This window comes from Yersinia fenwicki (genome assembly GCF_043099325.1).
In the GTDB taxonomy this organism is placed as follows: Bacteria; Pseudomonadota; Gammaproteobacteria; order Enterobacterales; family Enterobacteriaceae; genus Yersinia.
The window spans coordinates 1563619-1584693 of record NZ_CP170755.1 but is presented as its reverse complement, the minus strand read 5'-3'; the positions used below and the strand labels follow the sequence as shown (position 1 = coordinate 1584693).

Sequence of the window (21075 nt, the reverse complement as noted above, 5' to 3'; positions counted from 1 at the left end):
TGCCGATCATTTTTATAGTCTTTTTGCTCTTAACCGAGCCGGTGACTTCACACCAAATGCACCTGCAAGCCGTGCTGAATCAACACGTCTCCCAATGTGTTACTGCTGTCTAGCGATGAGTTGTGATAGACATCGAACGCCTGTCCATCAATGCTGCGTTGCCCTATGCTGCTCCACACTCCGTCTGGGGTATTACTGAGCGTGACTAGCCCGCCTGGTGCGCCCTTAATCAACAAATCATCCTCCGGCTTGTCGGTTAGCGTGAGCGCATCGCGTAAATCAAGCCGGATACTGTTGTTGCCGCTCTGACCTAAATCAATGATTTCGATATGCTCCACCTTCAGCCCTAAACTGGTCAGATCCCATGTTTGATTCACCCCGTCCAGCAGCAAAGTATCCATACCCAACCCACCATCGATATGGTTGAAGTTCAATGAGTTAACGGTGAAAACATCGGCACCACTGCTGCCGGTAAGCGCCTCGCCGGACATCACCACGCCATCAGCCAGATTTAGCGTAACGCCACCGATGGTATAGCCGCCCTCCGTCACCGTGGTGGTCAGAATGCTGTCGATAGGCTGTGCCAATGGTTCGACTAAATGAGAGGTATCCGTGTCATGGGTAACCGTCATGCTGGCGGCCTGAATATCATGATCGGCTGACAACAATTGGATACCAGAGCCAGAGAGCAGGCCAACCGATATGGCTTTGTAGTTACCCGCTTCATCGGTGACCGATACCGCTACCGGGGTGGTTAAGATGCTGACAACATTCAGCGCTTTGAGGAAAGAGCCAAAGAACTGCACACTCCAGTGCCCACTACTGTCAACAGTGCCTTCTAAGGTTTGACCCAGTAACGTCACTTTAACTTTGGTATTGGCCAGCACATTTAAGCTGGAACCAGAAACAATCAGACCATTGGTTGGCAGTTGCAGTAAGTTGCCGACATTACCCAATGCATCAACTCCCAGCAAAGGTAACGCATGAGTTTTCACAATAAAATCAGTGTTAACAGCGACATGGTTGCCCACAGCATCAGTGACCGACACACCAATTTTAGCGGAACCGTCTAGCAAACCGGTCAGGGCCGAAGGCGTAATCGGCACACTCCAGTGGCCATCACTGCCAATAATGCCGGTCAAGACCGCACCGCCAACAGTTACGATGATTTGCGAGCCAGCGGCGTGAGTGCTGGTGCCAGAAATCACTTGGGCCGTGGTCGATTCAGCCCCACTCAGATAGCTATCTGAAGCAAAGAATGGGTTCAGTGTTAAGGTCGGCAGACTTATGCCAACCGTGACCGGTGCTGTAGCGCTGGCACTGTGCCCGGCGGCATTGGTCAGGTTGGCGCTGGCGGTAAAACTGCCATCCAGCAGGCCTGCCAGCGCCGATGGCGGCACCGCAATGCTCCAACTGCCATCGGCTTTCACGGTGGTATTCAAGGTGAGATTACCTACTTTCACCGTCAAATTGGCTCCGGCAGCAGACGTACTGTGACCACTAATCGTTTGGGTTAACAGTGCATCAGCGGCATTGAGCAGACCATCACCAAAAATAGGGTCCAGTGACAGGGTTGGCGGGGCATTGGCGATGACACTCAACACGCCAGAAGCGCTTGCCGGGTTGCCCACTGCATCTTGCAGCGAAATATTCACTGTCAGTGGGCCATCGGTCACCAGCGTTTTTAAATCCACCGGCTGAATAAGCACACTCCAGTGGCCCCCCGCCCCCACCGTCGCCGTGTAGGGTTTGCCATTGAGAACCACATTGATTTGAGTTCCCAGCGCCACATTAGTGGTGGTGCCGCTGATGGTTTGCGCTACCAGCAAGTCCGCCACACTGAGGATGCCATCACCAAAAATAGGATTAACAGACAGTGTCGGCTGAACATGAATCAGCACATTAACCAATCCATTGGCGCTGGTGGCATTTCCGGCACTGTCCACCAAGGATGCGCTGATGGTTTGGCTTCCATCCAACAATCCGTTCAATATATTGCTCGGAACCTGAACACTCCAGCCACCACCCGTACCGATGATTGCTGTCAGTTGATTGCTGCCAACTTGCACCAGAACCTGCGCACCCACGGTGCCATTGACCACCGTCCCGCTGATGATTTGCGTCACTTTGCTATCGTCAATACTTAATAGCCCGTCGCCAAAAATCGGATTTAGAACTAACTTAGGCAGATTATTAATAATGACATTGACGCTGCCGAAGGTTGTTCCGGTGTTACCGGCGGAGTCGGTCACCGACACACCCACAGTCAGATTGCCATTCAATAATGCGGTTAAATCCGCTGGCTGAACCGTAATGGTGAAACTGCCGTTCGCCGTTGTGGTGCCAAAGAAGGTTTTCCCCCCTAGGGTGACTCTCACCTGAGTCCCCGCCTCCACCCCGCTGACCATACCGCCGATGATTTGCGCAATGGCGGTATCCGCCAGGCTGAGCTTACCGTCGTCAAAAACAGGATTCAGCGAAATAACCGGCAGGGTCACGTTCACCAGCAATGGGCGGGTTGCCGTATTGGTATTCCCGGCAGAGTCAGTCACCGAGGCGGTGACATTGAGTGAACCGGCCAGCAACCCATTTAATGTCAGGCTATCAACCGGCACACTGAATGAGCCATCAGCACCGATAATGGCTTTTAGCCGCGCCGTACCCAGCTTGATGGTGACTTCCGCGCCTGCTGGCATATTGTTAACTGTGCCACTAATGGTCTGATTTAACAGCAAATCAGCCGCATTCAGGATGCCATCTCCAAAGATAGGATTCAGGGTGACCAGTGGTAGATCGTGGGTCAACACCGTAATCCCCAATTGGGTATTAACAATATTCCCGGCGACATCTTTCACCGAAATACCCACTTGCAAGCTGCCGTCCTGTAACCCGCCTAATAGTGAAGGCAGCAAATCAACATGCCACACCCCGCCAGCTTGCACTTGGGCGGTCAATACTTGAGTACCGAGGGTGACAGTCACTGTCGCCCCCGCGGCCACATTATTAATCACCCCACCCAGCGTCTGAGTCACGGCGGACTCCACACTATTCAGGATGCCATCGCCACCAAACAGGGGATCTAAAGTGCCGAAGGTCGGTAAGTTATGCGTCAACACATTTAGCACCGGTGCGGGGAGGAGCTGCACCACGTTGTTATTAGCATCGGTTACGCTGATATTCAGTGTTAACGCGCCATTTGCTAATTGACTTAAATCGGCAGCGGGGAGAGTCAGTGTCCATTTACCATTAGCCCCCACATCCGCAATCTGTTCGTGCCCATTAATGGTGACTTTCACTTTGGCCCCCAGACCGGCATTCAATACGGTGCCGGACAAGGTTTGATCAACCAAAGCACCGACAGCATTGAGATAGCCGCCATTGAACAGCGGGTCGACTGTCAGTGCCAATGCCGGATTGAGCGCCACATTCATCGTGACATTACTGCTGCCAGGGTTACCGGCGGTATCGGTCACACTCAATCCCGCCACCAGCGGGCCATCCACAATTCCGCTCAAATTGCCCGGCAAAACAGTAATGCTCCATTTACCATCATTACCGACCACAGTGGTGAGTATGGTGCTGCCCAAGGTGAGGGTTAAGGTTTTACCCTCCGCCCCCAAAGCGGTGCCGGAGAGTATTGAGCCAAGCACATTACTGTTGAGAACCGGTGCCGCGACATCCAGTGTGATAAGCGCCGGGATAGTATCAACGACGATGGTGGCCGTTTTCTCGGCAGGATTACCCGCCAGATCAGTCAGTGTCACTTTCAGAGTATGTGAGCCTTGCGCCAGCGCCTGTAAATCAGCCATTGGAATACTGGCACTCCACTGACCCTGCGCCCCGATCAGAGCAGAATAGTTTTTACCGTTTAGCGTTACTGTCACGGTGCGCCCAATATCATCAGTTGAAGCCACACCACTCACTAACTGTGGTGATTTGGATTCAAGAGCATCCAAGATGTTATTGTCGGCAAAAGGCGAAAGCGTCAAGGTCGGCGGCGAACGGTCAACCAGCAATTCGACCTGTTCGGAGGCCGTGCCCCCGTCTACTGTAGCCGTTATCTGATAGTTGCCATCGGGGAAACTGAGCTTCGGTAATGTCACCGACCAGTTACCCTCCGCGCCGAAAACAATAGGGGCAACCAATGGCGTACCATTAATACTCACGACCACCGAACCGCCCTGTGCTCCCGCCCCTGTCACCTTACCGCTAATTGTAATATTCAAGGGATCATCAGCAGCATTGATAATATTGTCAGTGGCGATGGGATTAATGGTCAACACCACCGCTGGTGGGCTGAGATTGACATTCACATTGATTGGATTAGTGGTATGGCCCTCGTTACCGGCGCTGTCGGTCACCGTGGCACTGATGGTGGCAGAGCCGCTCAAAGTGCCCAATTGAGCGCTGTTCACCAGCGCGCTCCATTTACCATCAGCACCCACAATCGCGGTGAGATTGAGGGTGCCGAAGCTAATATTGACTAGGCTTCCTTGCGCCATATTGGTGGTGGAGCCACTCAACAGTTGGGGGATTTTGCTTTCAGCAAAGTCCAGCTCCGCGCCAAATAACGGCGCATCGACGGTGACGGTCGGTAAGTTATGGGTCACGACGCCGATATTGAGTGAATTGCTGCCGCTATTACCGCCGCCATCAGTGACATCCACTCTGATCGGTTGCTGTGCGCCATCAGGAATCTGTTTTAAATCAGCCGTCGGTACCGTGACACTCCACGCGCCAGTGGCGATATTGACATTGGCGTTATACACCACTCCATTTATTGTCACTTTCACGGTTTGCGCCGTGTTAAGCAGGCCGGTGGTGCCGGTCAGTAATTGATCGATTCCGGCCTCAGCCAGATTCAAGGTCGCACCAAACAGAGGGGGGCTAATGGTGGGCGCGGGCAGTGTCAGGAAGCTGTCAAAATTGGCTGACTGATTGTTACTGTTACCGGCGGAATCAGTCACGGTGACATTAATTTGATGCTGCCCATTTGTCAGGCCATTTAAAGCTCCAGCGGGAATAGTCACCGTCCAGTTACCGGTGCCAGCATCAACCAATCCGGCATAGCTGATACCCCCCACATCAATCTTCAACTGCACATTTTGATTATTGCCCGTTATCCCGGTTTTACCGCTGATCGTGGTTGCCAGTGCGGCTTCGGCAATATTGATGCTGGCACCGAAGGAAAGGGTATCAATAGATGGCGTTGGTACCTGCTGTTGTGAGGTAAATGTAATCTCGGGTGAAATAGTGACTTCATTACCACCACGGTCCGTGACTTTTATCCCGATGCTGTGTGGCCCACTTGCCAGCCCGACGAGTAATTCCGTCAGTAGCGGTAATGACCAACTGCCATCAGTGTTTGCCGTAATAGTTTGTACTAGTTTGCCATCTATTGAGATAGCCACCTGTTGACCGACGCCCGTTACGCCGGTGCTACCATTCAATGTCTGACCCAGCAAGGCTTCAGCATGATTGAGCACCCCATCACCAAACGGCAATACCAGTGTCGGATGCGGTAAATTGTGAGTCAGCACATCAACCTGGCTGGTCAGCGCGCCGCTATTACCGGCGGCATCTTTGGCGGTGACCGTAACATCCCAGGTTCCCTCTGGTAAGGCTTTCAACATATCGGGCGACAAGGTTAAGGCCCATTTTCCGTCTACGGTTACCGTTGCCGCATAACCGGTACCATTGATGGTCACGGTGACCTGTTGCAGCTTATCGCCGACAATCCCGGTACTGCCGGTTAATTGCCCGCCCGCCGCTGCTTCAGCCGCATTGAGTATGCCACCAATAATTGATCCTGCGTCAAACGTCGGCGCTGGGGTAATGTTCAATGCAGAATTAAAGGTCACTGACTCGGTATCACTGTTACCTACCCGGTCGGTCACGGTGATGGAAATAGTGTGCGAGCCATCAGTTAAACCATTTAATGCCCCGGCCGGTAACGTACAAATCCAGGTGCCATCCAAAGCCACCGTCGCAGGATAGGTCACCCCATCAATTTTCAAGGTAATGGTCTGTCCGCTACCGGTAGCTCCGGTATTGCCGGTCAGAATTTGACTGGCGGCGACCTCCAATTTGTTCAGATAACCATCACCAAACGGCAATGCTGGCAGGGTAATGTTCGGCACGTTATGAATTAAGATATCCAGATCGGCGCTAACCGAGGCTTTGTTACCCGAATTAGCATCCGTGGCACTCACCGTCACTTTGGTCATACCGTCGTTCAGGCTTTGTAGAGCTGCGGCACTGATATTGACCGACCAGCCACCATTCGAAGTCACACTGCCGCTATAATTCTTACCATTAATTGATACCACCACCGCAGTACCAATCGCTAAGTTGCTACAATTGCCCGTCAGAGTGGCATTGGCACTTATCTCACCGACACTTAATACGTTATCGCCAAACAGCGGTGCTAAGGTCAGTGTCGGCAGAGTATTGATGGCCACATTGAGATGAGTGATATCGTGGCTTTCATTACCGGCGGCATCGGTTACACTGACCTTCACTCCACCCGTTAATGGGCCATCCCCTAACAGCAACAGATCAGCGGAAGGAATGGTCAGGCTCCAACTACCATCACTTTGTACCTGCGTCTTATAATTATGACCATTTAGCGTTACGGTGACGGTGAGTCCTGTTTCACCGGCACAAGTGCCCTTCACCACCAGCCCCAGCAAGGCATCGGCCAGATTCAACACATGGTCGAGATTGGTTTGTACATCAACAGTCAGTAGCGGAGCCTGAGTATCGACTGTGACATTATGGGTCGAGCTGGCAGGGTTTTGCGCCACATCATTAACGGCGGCATTGATGACATTATTGCCTTGTGGCAGCGCCTGTACATCACCCGCCGGAACCGACACACTCCAACGGCCATCAGCCTGAACCACGCCTTGGTAATTCTTGCCGTGTAGACTGACAGTCACCGTTTGCCCTGCCTGTACCCGCTGGCTGTTGCCACTGATGGTCAGTGCTGACTGGCTTTCCTGATAATTGATAATGTCATCACTGGTGACCGTGGAGACCGTCAAGACAGGTTGGTTTGCCAGTGAAGCAATGACCGTGACCTGATGAGTGTCACTCGCTGAGTTCCCCGACACATCAGTCACGGTCACCTGCGCAGTTAAGGCTCCTTCCGGCAACTGACTGACATCGGCTGCCGGAACTGTCACTTGCCAGCTGCCGTCACTTTGCACAGTGCCGCTGTAGGTTTTGCCATTGAGCATCACACTGACGGTGCGCCCGGACTCAACATGGCTGGACACCCCATTGATCAACACATCTTTGGTGGACTCATCACGACTAATAAAGTTATCACCCGAGATGCTGCTAATCGTGACCGTTGGGAGATTAGCCGGCGAGGCATCGATGGTTAGCGTGCGGTCGACTATTGTTTGGTTACCGGCGCTGTCACTGATTGTCACTCGCACCGGATAGTTACCATCCGCCAGCCCTTGCAGCAGACTGTTACTCAGCGGAATACTCCAGGTGCCATCCGGTTGAACCAAACTGCTGTAAGTCACACCGTTTAACTGCACCGACACTGTTCGGCCTGCCTCAGATTGCGGCGCACTACCCGTGATATTGACGGTACTCAGGGCCTCAATGGCATTGATGATATTGTCATTACTGATAGGGTTAACCACCAGCACGGGGGCCATTTTATCCACCGTCGCGCTGCCAGTGTAACTGTTGCTGTTGCCTGCACTGTCGGTCGCGGTAACTGAGATCACCAGATTACCATTGGGCAGATTTTGTAATTCTGACGGTTGTAAGGTCAATTGCCAGTTGCCCTGACTGTCCGCCACCAGCGTGTGAACCACCCCGCCTACCGTCACCACCACCTGTTGCCCCGTGCCACTCACACTAGTGCTGCCACTTAATGTTTGGCTGGAGGTGACTTCTGTGGCATTGAGATAGCCATCAGCAAACGGCGTAGTCAGTGTTGGGTTTGGAACCGACTGGGTGACTAACTTGATATTCTCAGTCACAGTAGTGGTATTGCCAACACTGTCCTGAATCGAAATGGTGACGGGATAGCTGCCATCGGCCAACAAATTGAGGGTATTAGCCGGAATATCGACACTCCAACTGCCACTATTGCTAACCCTGGTGCTGTAAGTTTGACCATTTATCACCACATTAACTAAAGCACCCACTTCATTAGAGGTACCAAATATTGGGATGTTGGCTGCCGCTTCAGTGGCATTTATGACGCCATCAACGGCAATTTTCCCCACCGATAACTCAGGCGGCAATGTATCAACCGAAATGGCGGTAGTAGCGCTATTGGTATTCCCCGCAGCATCGGTAACCTGTACCTTTATTGACTGTCCGCCCTGCGCCAGTCCTTGCAACACGCTCGGTGGCAATGTTAATGACCACTGGCCGTCATTACCCACAGCGGCCTGATAGGTTTTGCCCCCGACAGTCACTGTCACCGACTGCCCTGCGCCCGTCACACCGGTGGTGCCATTTAAGCTTTGACTGGTACCAGCCTCGGTTTGGTTGAGAATGCCATCGCCAAAGGGGGGATTAGTCACAACCGCTGGCACACTATGGATATAAACCCCAAGTTCGCTGCTGGTGGATACAGTATTCCCAGCGCTGTCTATCGCGGTAGCAGTCAGTGTGGTTTTACCATCGGCCAACAAGGCCAAATCACCGGCGGGCAATGCCAGACTCCAATTCCCATTCGATCCGGTGACGGTGATGTAGGTTTTGCCATTTAGCGTCACCGTAATGGTCTGGTTGGCATTCAAATTACTGGAAGTGCCATTCACCGTGATGCCTGCCGCCGCTTCTTGCGCGTTGATTAGGTTGTCGCCGGTCAGTGGACTGATACCAATTCCGCTTTGAGTATTATTGACAATAATAGTATGGCTACCATTGGCGGCATTGCCATTCACATCACTGACCGTCGCAGTAATATTCGTCGTACCATTGGTCAGTAATGCCAAATCCCCTGCCGGAATGGTTGTATTCCATTTACCGGCGGAATCCACGGTTGTGCTATAGGTCTTCCCATTAAGGGATATCGTAATCGTTCGTCCAGCCTCAATGCCTGTGGTACTGCCACTGACAGTCTGACTCACCTTCTGTTCAGCACCATCCAGAATATTGTTATCCGCAAAGGCATTGATAGACAGCGTCGGGAAATGACGTGGATCGGCATCGAGCATGACATCTTGTGTCACGGTGGTGCTGTTACCGGCCGCATCCTGAACTTGCGTGCTCACGACATAACGCCCATCACCCAGCGATGACAGCGCACCAGCCGGAATAGTGACACTCCAGCTACCATCAGGCTGCACCATGCCGGAGTAGAGTTGCCCGCCGATACTCACTTTCACAATCGCGCCGATTTCCGAGCTGGAACCCCGAACAGTGATGCTGGCGGCGGCCTCTGCACCATTGATAATGTTATCTGTTGCAATCGGAGCAACAGATAAAGTGGGGGCTTGAGTATCCACTTTGAATTGAGTGTTTAGTGTATTGCTGTTACCGGCCGCATCACTGGCAGTAATCACCAGCAGCTGATTGCCTTGCCCCAATCCTTGCAATGTATTGGCTGGAAGCGACAATGACCAGCTGCCATCTGCGGCAACCGTGGCGACATAGGTCACCCCGCCAAAGGTCACACTCACTTTCTGACCACTGCCTGTGACACCGGTGCTGCCGGTTAATGTCTGGCCGAGCGCCGCTTCCGTACTGTTGAGTGTGCCGTCGCCAAAAGGTGGAGTCAGGCTGGCGGTAGGAAGCTTATGGGTATAAATGCCCAGATTTGCCGAACTGCTAATGGAATTGCCGCTAGCATCTGTGGTACTGGCGGTTAATACCGCGCTGCCATCGGCTAATTGAGCCAGGTCAGTCGCTGGAATCTGGGTACTCCAACGCCCATTCGCTCCCACCAGTGCGGTATAGATTTTACCATTCAATGTCAGGGTAATAGTTTGTCCGGAATTCACATTGAATGATGTGCCGCTGACCGTTACGCCAGCCGCCGCTTCAGCCGCATTAATCAGGTTGTCACCCGTCACTGGGTTGATACCCAGCCCGGTCAACTTATCATTGATGGTAATATTATGAGTTTCAGTCACGGCATTGCCGCTGGCATCCGCGACAGTTGCCGTGATGCTGGTATTGCCATTGACCAGCAGAGCCAGATCAGCAGCACTGACTTTGACACTCCAGCTACCATCAGCACCCACCGTAGCCTGGTAGGTTTTACCGTTCAGCGAGATAGTGACCACACGGCCCAACTCCACTTGGGTGGTGGTGCCACTGACTATTTGATCAACGCGCTGTTCAGCAGCATCGAGAATATTATTACCCGCAAAGGTATTGATGGATAAGGTGGGCAGATTGGCCGGATTGGCGTCCAACGTCACATTCGAAGTGACGCTGGTAATGTTACCCGCAGTATCCATTACCGTGGCCGTTAACGGGTGGCTGCCATCATCAATCCCTGTTAATGCGCCGGCAGGGATATCGACATGCCAGGAGCCGTCTGTCTGCACAACTGCCTGATAAAATTTCCCTTCGTAAGTGATGACGACTGTCGCGCCAATCTCAGAACTACGCCCACTGAGGGCTATCGGCCCAGCGGCCTCTATGGCATTAATGATGCTGTCACCCGCAACGGGATTAATCGTCAGTGTAGGGGCCTGAGTATCCACATTCACTGTCAGTAGCTGACTTTTGCTATTACCCGCTATATCACTGACAGTCACCAACAGCGGGATATTTCCTTGCCCCAGCACCTGTAAAGCCGTGGAGGGGAAAACCAGCGACCAACTACCATCCATCGCCACCACGGGGTGATATGTCACGCCATTAAAGCTCACCGTCACCGTCTGACCTACCCCATTCACCCCCGTTGAACCCTGGAGTGTTTGGTCGATCTTCACTTCGCTGCCATTAAGATTTCCATCACTAAAAGGCGTGTTGAATATCGCCGCAGGCAGATTATGAATATAAATCCCTAATGGCAAAGTGGCATCGGGTAATCCGGTAGCTTGCACCGTTAAGGTTATCGGGCCATCAGTCAGTTTGCCTAAATCCCCTTTCGGGATAAGCACACTCCAGTTGCCATTGGCATCTACAGTGCCGTTATAAATGGCACCATTCAATGTGACCGTCACTGGCGTATTCACCACCAGCCCTGCCGATGTACCCGAAACAGTGAGATCAGTTTGCGCTTCATTGGCGTTAATCAGGTTGTCGCCTGATACTGGGTTTATCCCCAAGCCGCCTTGGGTATTATCGACAGTGAAAACGCTATCTTTGCTGGCCGGATTGCCCGCAGCATTAGTGACTTCGATATGAATAGTGGCAGCCCCATTAGCGATCATCCCCAAATCAGCTGACGGTATCTGAGTGCTCCATTTACCATCCGCCCCAACGGTGGCGCTATAGGTCTTATTATTCAGCGTGATGAGCACTAACCTACCGGCTTCAACATGGGTGGTTTGGCCACTCAATGTCTGGCTCACTTTCTGCTCTGCGCCATTCAGATGATTGTCGCTGGCAAATGAGTTGACAAATAATGTTGGAAAGTTAAGAGGATCAGCATCAATCATCACACTTCCGCTGGCGCTGGTGCTGTTACCTGCACTGTTGCTCACTGTGGCCGATATCGGCTGTGAACCGTCTTTCAACCCAACCAACGCGCTGGCCGGAACATCCACACTCCAGCGCCCATTACTTTGCACCGTACCGGTATAGGTTTTCCCGTTAAATACCACGGTCACGGTTGCACCAATGGCAGATGATGTCCCGCCAATGGCAACTGTCGCTTTGACTTCAGCTGCGTTGATAATGCCATCACCGGCGACAGGAGAGAGGGTCAATGTTGGCGCGATAGTATCAACCACCAGCATGATAGTTTGCTGCGCAGTCTGACCGCTGCCATTGGTCACCGTAACCACCACCGGATAACTACCGTCATGTAAACCTTGCAGCACACCGGCCGGTAACAAAACGCTCCACGAACCATCGGCTTGAACTTTCGCCGTATAGGTGGTGCCGTTAATCGTGACATTCACCAACTGCCCAGCGGTAACACCCGTTGTGGTACCGCTCAAAATTTGATTGGAATTCACTTCGCTACCATTGAGGCGGTTATCGCCGGTCAATGGCTTGACTGTTAATGTCGGTGCAGGGTTCGGATTGCCGCCATTACCAGGAGGATCGATATTACCGCCGTTATTGCCACCGTTGTTACCCGCCGAACTGCTGGCACCGGCGTTACCATTACTGCTGAGGGATGCGGCAATGCCAATACCGCCGGCAATCGCCAGAAAGCCTAATGCACCCGCCAATTGCCCTGCCGTGCTGGCACTTCCTCCCAGCGCCAGTCCCGCTACACTATCAAGGGTGGCCAATTGCGGCACCAGAATGGCATCAGCGCCAGCGGCGGCGGCTCCCATAGCGGCAGGGAAAGTGGCATGTACCGGCGGATTGACACCATCATCAAACACCAATTCGCTGTAATTTCCTTCAGCATCGGCGGTAAAAAAGTGCTGATAACGCACTGTGGTACCATCTTTCATGTGCAAAATCAGGTCATTGCCCTGACGCTCATAGCCAGCAACACTGTCTGCCGTGCCATGAATTCGCACGATACTCAACCCGCTAAGCGCCACGACTGACTGATTACCAGCAACCTCTGAAATCAATGCCCCGTTTTGCCGCGAAATAATATCAATTGCGCCAACTGCTGAATTCGCCATGGATAACCTCAAAATCAAGCAAGTCACTATCTCCACGTAAGAACTTATCGGGGGGCCAGATAAGTCGGACGCCGGAGGGTAAATAAACACCTCAATAACGAGGGTTTAAGCTTGTTTCTGGTGTGGTTAATAACAGCAAAGAAATCAGCGCAATCTGCGTTTGTCTTGTTTTTTTAATGTGATCCCGAACAGCCAGCTGATTGAGACTACTTAAATATAAGTAGATAATATTAAAACTGTACAATTAATTTTTTAATTTAATTTACAAACATTAGTAATCAAAATAATAAATATCGGCTACCTCTCGATGGAAACCGATGAAATAAAAATAACAACTTAATGATAAATTTAATTTTAATCGTTTCAGCAATGCTTTCTACCATATGATATAACAATAATAACGTTAATTATTTACATACAGAAATGAGTATTAAAATTAATGTATTATAGTTACATTTACGCAACATTGCGGGGCGACTATTTTTTCATACTTTAGATTTATTGAATTATCCTACTAAAGCGACGAACTGCTCAAATATTGATCATAATGATGATAAAATAAGCATATTGGTGAATGGAGCGGCTAAGTTTCAACTAATACAGATAAATCCCTTCGACCCGCATTTCGCTTTGTGATAGAAACGTCTGTCTATATTTATTATTAATATCAATCGCAGATCCCATACCTCATGACCGCCAAAACACACCAATCAACAGTGCAGCCCGGTGTTGCGCAACAAGTCTCGACTCGGCTCGCATTTTTTATTTCCGGATTGGGAATGGCCGCCTGGGCACCGTTGGTACCCTTTGCCAAAGAACGGATAGGTCTTAACGATGCCTCCCTGGGCTTACTATTATTATGTATTGGCATTGGATCGATGCTCGCTATGCCCCTCACCGGAGTACTCACAGCAAAATGGGGATGCCGGGCGGTGATTTTATTAGCGGGGGCGGTGCTCTGCCTCGATCTCCCCTTGCTGGTGTTGATGAATACCCCCGTTACGATGGCGCTGGCGCTGCTCGTTTTCGGTGCGGCGATGGGCATAATAGATGTTGCAATGAATATTCAAGCAGTCATTGTTGAGAAAGCCAGTGGGCGCGCAATGATGTCCGGTTTCCACGGGCTGTTCAGTGTGGGAGGGATTGCCGGTGCCGGTGGGGTCAGTGCATTATTGTGGCTGGGGCTAACTCCGCTTACGGCCATCATCGCTACCGTCGCGTTAATGATTATCCTATTACTAACCGCCAATAAAAACCTGTTACAGGGCAGCGGAGAACCTCATGATGGCCCACTGTTTGTTCTGCCGCGCGGATGGGTGATGTTTATCGGTTTTTTGTGTTTTGTGATGTTCCTGGCAGAAGGTTCAATGCTTGATTGGAGTGCCGTTTTCCTGACAACGCTGCGTGGTATGGAACCCTCACAGGCAGGAATGGGTTATGCGGTATTTGCTATTGCGATGACGCTGGGCCGGTTAAATGGTGATCGGATTGTCAACGGATTAGGCCGATACAAGGTATTATTAGGCGGCAGCTTATGTGCTGCTGTGGGGATTATTATCGCGATAAGCATTGATAGCCCAATCGCTGCCCTTATTGGCTTTATGCTCGTGGGATTGGGGGCATCAAATGTGGTACCAATCCTGTTCACTGCGGCAGGCAACCAAACTGTCATGCCAGCGAATTTAGCGGTGGCCTCCATAACCACTATCGGTTACGCCGGCATCCTGGCAGGCCCCGCGGCCATAGGTTTTATTGCCCAGCTCAGTAACTTATCGGTCGCTTTTGGCTGCGTGGCCGTCTTGTTACTTACAGTGACAGCCAGCGCCAAAGCCGTCACGCGCTAACCAAGGGATATGCATTATCGTTATGCAAAATAACTCATCTACCAGTTCAGCTAACATTACGCGCTGCTTCTGGCTGTTTATCGTATTACTGCTCATCACCGTTGGGCTGTATGGCTATAACTATACCAATGCTTACCTAACAGAAAAAAAACACTCATTGAGCTATATCGCCACCGGTTTGCAGCAACGTATCGATGATTATCGTTACCATACCTACCAAGTATATGATTTTGCCAATAATCCGAATATCTCTGATAAAAATATTCTTTCCGCCCAAGAAGTACGTCTGCGCCCTGATATTTACTATATTGAAAAACCACGCAGAAAAACTGACGCCGTCATTTTTGGTAATCATGAACCCGCCACACTCGCCATGACCTTACAGTTGTCAGATTATCTCGACAGCCATTGGGGAGCGCAGAATGATACCTACTCAATGTATTATCTGAACGGCCAGGACAATAGCCTAACTCTCATCACCACTCAGGCCTTAAAGGAAGTCACATCACGTTTTAAAGAAAGCTATCTGACGGCCGCTGCAGAGTCTCGGCGAGCAGAAATGCTGCAACAAGCCAATACGCTAGATGAACGTGAGAGTTTCTCTCCACTACGGAAATTGCGCTTCCAGAACGCCTACTATTTTACGATTCGAACCACCTTCAATCATCCCGGTCATCTGGCGACGGTCATTGCCTTTGATATACCGATTAATGACTTGATTCCGCCGAATATGGCGCGCTCGAACTTCCTGTTGCAGCCGGATAAAACACCGATTAATGAGGGTATGGCACCGGAGGATACTGCCGCTGCCAGCGTGATGCTCAATGGTTATTGGGTTGAAATTTCAGCACCACTGGCCAACGCCGCCTTGAAAATTGTTTATCGTGTTCCGGTGACCGTGCTGGCTATTGATTTGCTGAGAAATAACTTCTGGCTGATCTTGTCCAATATATTGCTGCTGGCTCTGGCTATTTTGGGGATCTATTTTATTCGTCGCCAATTCGTTCGCCCAAGTACAGATATGCTTGATCAATTAGAAGTACAAAAATCACTGAGTCAGGAAATTATTACCCGCTTGCCACAAGGACTACTGGTTTATAATTTCAGTAGCAATACGGTGGTCGCCAGCAATCAGATAGCCGATAACCTGATGCCTCACCTTAACCTGCAAAAAATTGCCCATATGGCAGAACAGCACCACGGGGTGATTCAGGGCACAGTGAATAATGAAGTCTACGAAATCAGGATGTTCCGCAGTAAAATATCGCCTGAAACCTATCTCTTCCTGCTCCATGATCAGGATAAAGAAGTTTTGGTCAATAAACGCCTACAACAGGCCAGACGTGAATACGACAAAAGCTTGCAAGCCCGTAAGCTAATGCTCCATAACCTGGGAATTGAACTGAATCAACCCATTAATAACCTCAATCAAACGGCCAAAGAATTACAAAACACCACTGACCCGGCGCTGCAACATGAATTAACGAGCAAACTGGCTGAACAATCTGACAGTATCATTGAGCTGATTGATAATATTACCTTACTAACACGTTTGGAAACTCAGGATTGGCAACCAGAACAACATAGTTTCTCCCTGTCTGCATTAATTGACGGGCTGCTACTGGAAGTGCTGCCAGCGATAAACCAGAAAGGGTTAACTCTGTTTAATCATTATCTTGTTGGCCTCGACCAAAATTACATTGGTGATGAAAAAGTATTGCGTAAAATACTTTCATTGCTACTGCACTATTCTGTTATAACGACAGCTTACGGTAAGATAACGCTCAATGTAGGTCATGAACCTGGGCAGCCGGAACAACTGATTATTCAAATTACCGATACGGGTGTGGGCATTTCTGATGAAGAGATCAGTAATCTTAATTACCCTTTCCTCAGCCAAACATTGGCCGACAGATACAATCATAGTTCGGGGTTAACATTCTTTTTATGTAACCAATTATGTAAAAAATTAAACGGTCAATTAGAGATTCGTAGCAAAGTTGATATAGGTACTCGTTATACAATTCGGGTTACGATTGCTATCCAAAATGAGCAAGAGGAGGAACAAGAGAAATTATTGGATGGTGTTACGGTATTATTAGATATAACGTCGGAAGAAGTGCGTTCTATAACCTCAACATTATTGAATTCATTTGGCGCAAACTGCATTATCGTCGATGACCGTTTACCGGGACGAGACTATGATGTGACGGTGACTGACAACCCACAACATTATGATAACTTTACTTTATTACTTGCATCTGACGAAGTAGGAATGCAGCAGTTGCAGGATAATTATATTCGGGTAAATTATAATTTAGGAAGTGCAGTCATTGATGCAATATTATTATTAATCGAACAGCAGATTTCATCTGATGAACACATTGAAAAGTCTGAATCCATTGCTGCGGATGATATAAATGCTTACGAGCAACAACTAAAATCCAGTGACTATTATTCCTTATTTGTTGAGACAGTACCGGTAGATCTGAAGAAACTGTATACTGAACTTCAGCAACGTGATTTCATATCGCTTTCGCAGACCGCACATCGATTGAAAGGCGTATTTGCTATGTTGAATTTGCATATCGGCAAACAGCTGTGTGAAACATTAGAACAGCATATCGCAGATGGCGATCGGTTGAAGATCGAAAATAGCATCAGTCAAATTGATTCTTTCGTCACCAGACTGTTGCAGCAAGGTAACCCATAACCATGAACAACCTTAATGTAATTATTGCTGATGACCATCCAATTGTGTTGTTTGGCATCCGAAAGTCACTTGAGCAAATTGAGTGGGTAAACGTTGTCGGGGAGTTTGAAGACTCCACAGCGCTTATTAACAATTTGTCTAAACTTGATGCCAACGTGCTAATTACTGACCTCTCCATGCCTGGGGATAAGTACGGTGATGGCATCACATTGATAAAATATATAAAACGACATTACCCAGATTTAGCCATAATAGTACTAACGATGAATAATAACCCTGCAATTCTTAGCTCAGTTTTGGACTTGGATATTGATGGGATTGTACTAAAACAAGGCGCTCCCGCTGATTTACCTAAGGCTTTAGCAGCATTACAGAAAGGGAAAAAATTCACCCCTGAGAGTGTGGCTAAGCTGTTGGAGAAAATCAGCGCTAATGGCTACGGTGACAAGCGTTTATCACCGAAAGAGAGTGAAGTTTTACGGTTATTTGCTGAAGGTTTCCTGGTAACTGAAATTGCCAGAAAACTGAATCGCAGCATCAAAACCATTAGTAGCCAGAAGAAGTCGGCAATGCTGAAACTGGGCGTGGATAATGATATTGCCCTGTTAAACTACCTTTCCTCTGTCACTATTGACCAAGACAAAGAATAATCTCTGTTCCCCAACCCGGTGTTGCTCAGCAGCGCCGGGTTTATTATCCCCTTCATATTTGAAACTACAGCTTCAAGCTCAACACCATAAGCCAAAGTAATTGGAGTTGCAGGTAGGCAGTAAACGAGCAAATCCCAATGAGCTTACTCAAATAAGTGATTTGGGTGAGCGAGTGTAGCTAACAACCCTGCAGCTTCAAGTACAAAGGCTTTAGCGGGTTTTTCGCACCTTATCGCCATAATATCGCAACATCTGGCGCAAAGTATCTAATGTTACCGGCTTAGATAAACAGTTATCCATACCCGCTTCAATACAGCGCTGCTTACCTTCTGCCAAGGCATTAGCCGTGACACCAATCACTGGGAAATTATGATTCAGTTCTCGCAAGCGATGAGTCAGGCGATAACCATCCATATTCGGCATATTCACGTCAGTGAGTACAATATCGACACTATTTGTATTCAACACCGCCAGAGCATCCAGCCCATCATTCGCCGTAATGACCTGATAACCTAAAGCTGTCAATTGATCAGCCAATAACCGCCGGTTAATAGGGTGGTCATCCACCACCAGAATGTGCAGATCTGCATTCTCATCCAGATTGGTTTTCGGCGCGGGCAACGCCAGTGGTGTATCCTCAACGACTCGCTGATCCAGCAATATCCGATCCAATAATGGGATAATTTCCAACAATGTGGATGTGCTAAGCAACCAATAGCCTGGACGAGTTTCTTGTGGCAAACCAATATGTTCAATAGATAGTTGAATCCATGTCGATAATGGCGCGTTTATTTGCGGTAAATAATCACAGATAAGCACTTGATCCTGCAATGTTTGCTCATTGCTATAGCGTTGGATAGTCGCACCAAAGTGACTTAGCAGATCGAGTAAATAGCTCTCAAGACGAGCATTGCGGATATCCAACCATAGTGTCTTCCCTTGCCAGCGCTCACTCTTCGGCAAGACTGTATTTTGGGCATGATGTTGAACGCCTTTCAGATACAAAGGAATACGAATAGCAAAGATGCTGCCCATCCCCAGCTCTGAAATCACTTCAACATCGCCGTCCATCAGGTTGACTAATTTCTCACAAATTGCCAACCCTAATCCGGTTCCTTGAAAGTGGCGCTGTACCCCTGTCCCCACCTGGAAGAACGGATCGAATAGCTGATTTATCTCACGTGAATTTATACCTACACCGGTATCGCGCACGCGGAACTCCAGATAATATCCACGTACCCTCACCTGCAAAATGATGCAACCCGTATCGGTAAATTTAATCGCGTTATTGAGTAAGTTAGAGATAACTTGTTGTAGACGAACCGCATCACCCAACATCAGTCGTGGAACATCGGCTTCAATAAAACAGTAAAGGCCCAAACGCTTTTTCACCACTAGGGGTAAATAGTTCGCCGTAATATGTGTTATCACCTCTACGGTGGAAAACTCACTGGGTTCAATTTTAAGTTGCTCGGACTCTATTTTGGAGAAATCGAGAATATCACTGATGATTTTGAGCAATAACCCGGACGAGTTGTTCATCGCCGTCACCAGACGCTCAACACCGTGAGGTAATTCTTTGGTTTGTAATAAATCCAGATTACCAATAATGCCATATAATGGAGTACGCAACTCGTGACTGACGGTTGCCAAAAACATCGATTTTGATTGGCTGGCCTGCTCCGCCGCAGCCGCCATTTCCTGCAATGACTCTTCCATTTTTACGCGTGAGCTGACATCTACCAGCACGCAAATCGCTACATCTTCATTACGGTAGCGGGAGTGAACGAAGCTGATTTGTAGATTGTTGTTATTACTGGTCATCACATCGACAAAATTCGCCTGTTGCTCACAAATAATGCGCGTAATACGTTCACGGTCCTCATTGGTCAGCAAGTTAATATAGTTATGTGCTAATTCATTACTGAGGATATTGGTGCCGTCACTGATCCGCAGAATAGAAATACCCACCGGGGCAGAGGCCACAATTTTACGGTTAAACTGCTCATGTTCTTCTAAGCGCAAGGCATTATCTTCAGCTGGATGGAACATTTTTCGCTCAAACAACCAGGCCAATGTAAATATGACTACCGCCGAAAGAGCATTCAGCAACAATGCATTAAAAATTAATAGCTTGAATATCTCTATTATGGTTTTGACCGGCAAGGAATAGGCAATACTGAGGGGAGACGGCAGTAAATTCTTTTTCAGCAAAAGATAATTATAGTCGTCCACATAGCCAAAGTAAGAGGGAGTATCTGGGTAGCCATCCAACATCGAGGCATAGCGTTCCCCCGTCGCCAAGCGTAATACTGGTTCATTATTTTGATCCAGCAAAGTCACGCCAATGGGTAACGGGCCGGAGGAGATAAAATCTTCCAGACGAATAGTCTGTTCGGTCCCGACTAATGCTTCTAACTTATTCCCCACATAAAGCGGGCTAAGCACATACAAGGTGCCTATTTCAGGGCGAATACCGGGGACTATCCAATACAGCGGGCTGTCTTTATCTTGATTATTAGCCTCACGATATCGTGCAACATGTTCACTCAACGACTTAAGTAAGCTTTCTTGCTCCATCGGAACATTGCGAATATCGAAGTCCACCATGCACATGGTGTCGCTGCCAATAAAAAATATCCGATTAAGATCATAGGCAGCAGCGAAGTTCTCTTTCCAATACAAAATAAGATTACTGAGGGAATCTAATGATGAATGGCGAGACGAATTAAGTGTGGCGCAATCGGCTTCTGAATTGAGTGGGTAATATTTAGGCGTGGCTTTATTTTTAATAAAAGCGCCCGAAGCAATATCACTGCTCGCAGTATTGTGGTTGAGCCTGTTTTCCGCCATATATTTGATATCACGAATAATGTCGGAAGAATGTCTAATGTAGTTCTGCGCCTGCTCAAAGTTAGTATTATATTCCTGACGAATATCGGATTTTTTCTCGTTAAGGATGTTCAGGATATAAAAAGTGGTCAGCAATGCACCAAGTGACCATAACATGACAGCCAACACCCGAAATAGGTAACGGGAGATTTTCAGCGTCGTGCGAAATGAAGAAAGATATTTCAATCTGATACCATGATGAAAGCATCGCCGGGCAGGCTGTGTAA

Annotated in this window: 5 protein-coding genes; 3 read left to right on the top strand and 2 right to left on the bottom strand. The window is 49.0% G+C overall.

Annotated features, from left to right (window positions below; genetic code table 11):
* Positions 1-47 precede the first annotated feature (47 nt).
* Positions 48-12749: an Ig-like domain-containing protein gene (locus ACF3VQ_RS07205; protein WP_392434226.1), complete on the bottom strand. Its 12702-nt coding sequence runs from the start codon at positions 12747-12749 to the stop codon at positions 48-50.
* A 689-nt stretch (positions 12750-13438) separates the two neighbouring features.
* Here ACF3VQ_RS07205 and ACF3VQ_RS07200 point away from each other — a divergent pair.
* Genes ACF3VQ_RS07200 through rcsB form a run of 3 tightly spaced genes read left to right on the top strand, consistent with a single transcriptional unit; the run spans position 13439 to position 17956 of the window.
* Positions 13439-14593, top strand: a complete 1155-nt coding sequence (locus tag ACF3VQ_RS07200) for an MFS transporter (RefSeq protein WP_392434223.1) — start codon at positions 13439-13441, stop codon at positions 14591-14593.
* A gap of 22 nt (positions 14594-14615) precedes the next feature.
* Entirely contained in the window at positions 14616-17306 is a 2691-nt protein-coding gene (rcsD, locus tag ACF3VQ_RS07195) for a phosphotransferase RcsD (RefSeq protein WP_392434220.1), read from the top strand.
* 2 nt (positions 17307-17308) lie between these two features.
* Positions 17309-17956 (top strand): response regulator transcription factor RcsB, encoded by a 648-nt coding sequence (gene rcsB, locus ACF3VQ_RS07190; protein ID WP_392434218.1) that lies wholly within the window; start codon positions 17309-17311, stop codon positions 17954-17956.
* A gap of 210 nt (positions 17957-18166) precedes the next feature.
* Here rcsB and rcsC read toward each other — a convergent pair whose 3' ends face one another.
* Positions 18167-21034: a two-component system sensor histidine kinase RcsC gene (gene rcsC, locus ACF3VQ_RS07185; RefSeq protein WP_392434215.1), complete on the bottom strand. Its 2868-nt coding sequence runs from the start codon at positions 21032-21034 to the stop codon at positions 18167-18169.
* Positions 21035-21075: the final 41 nt, after the last annotated feature.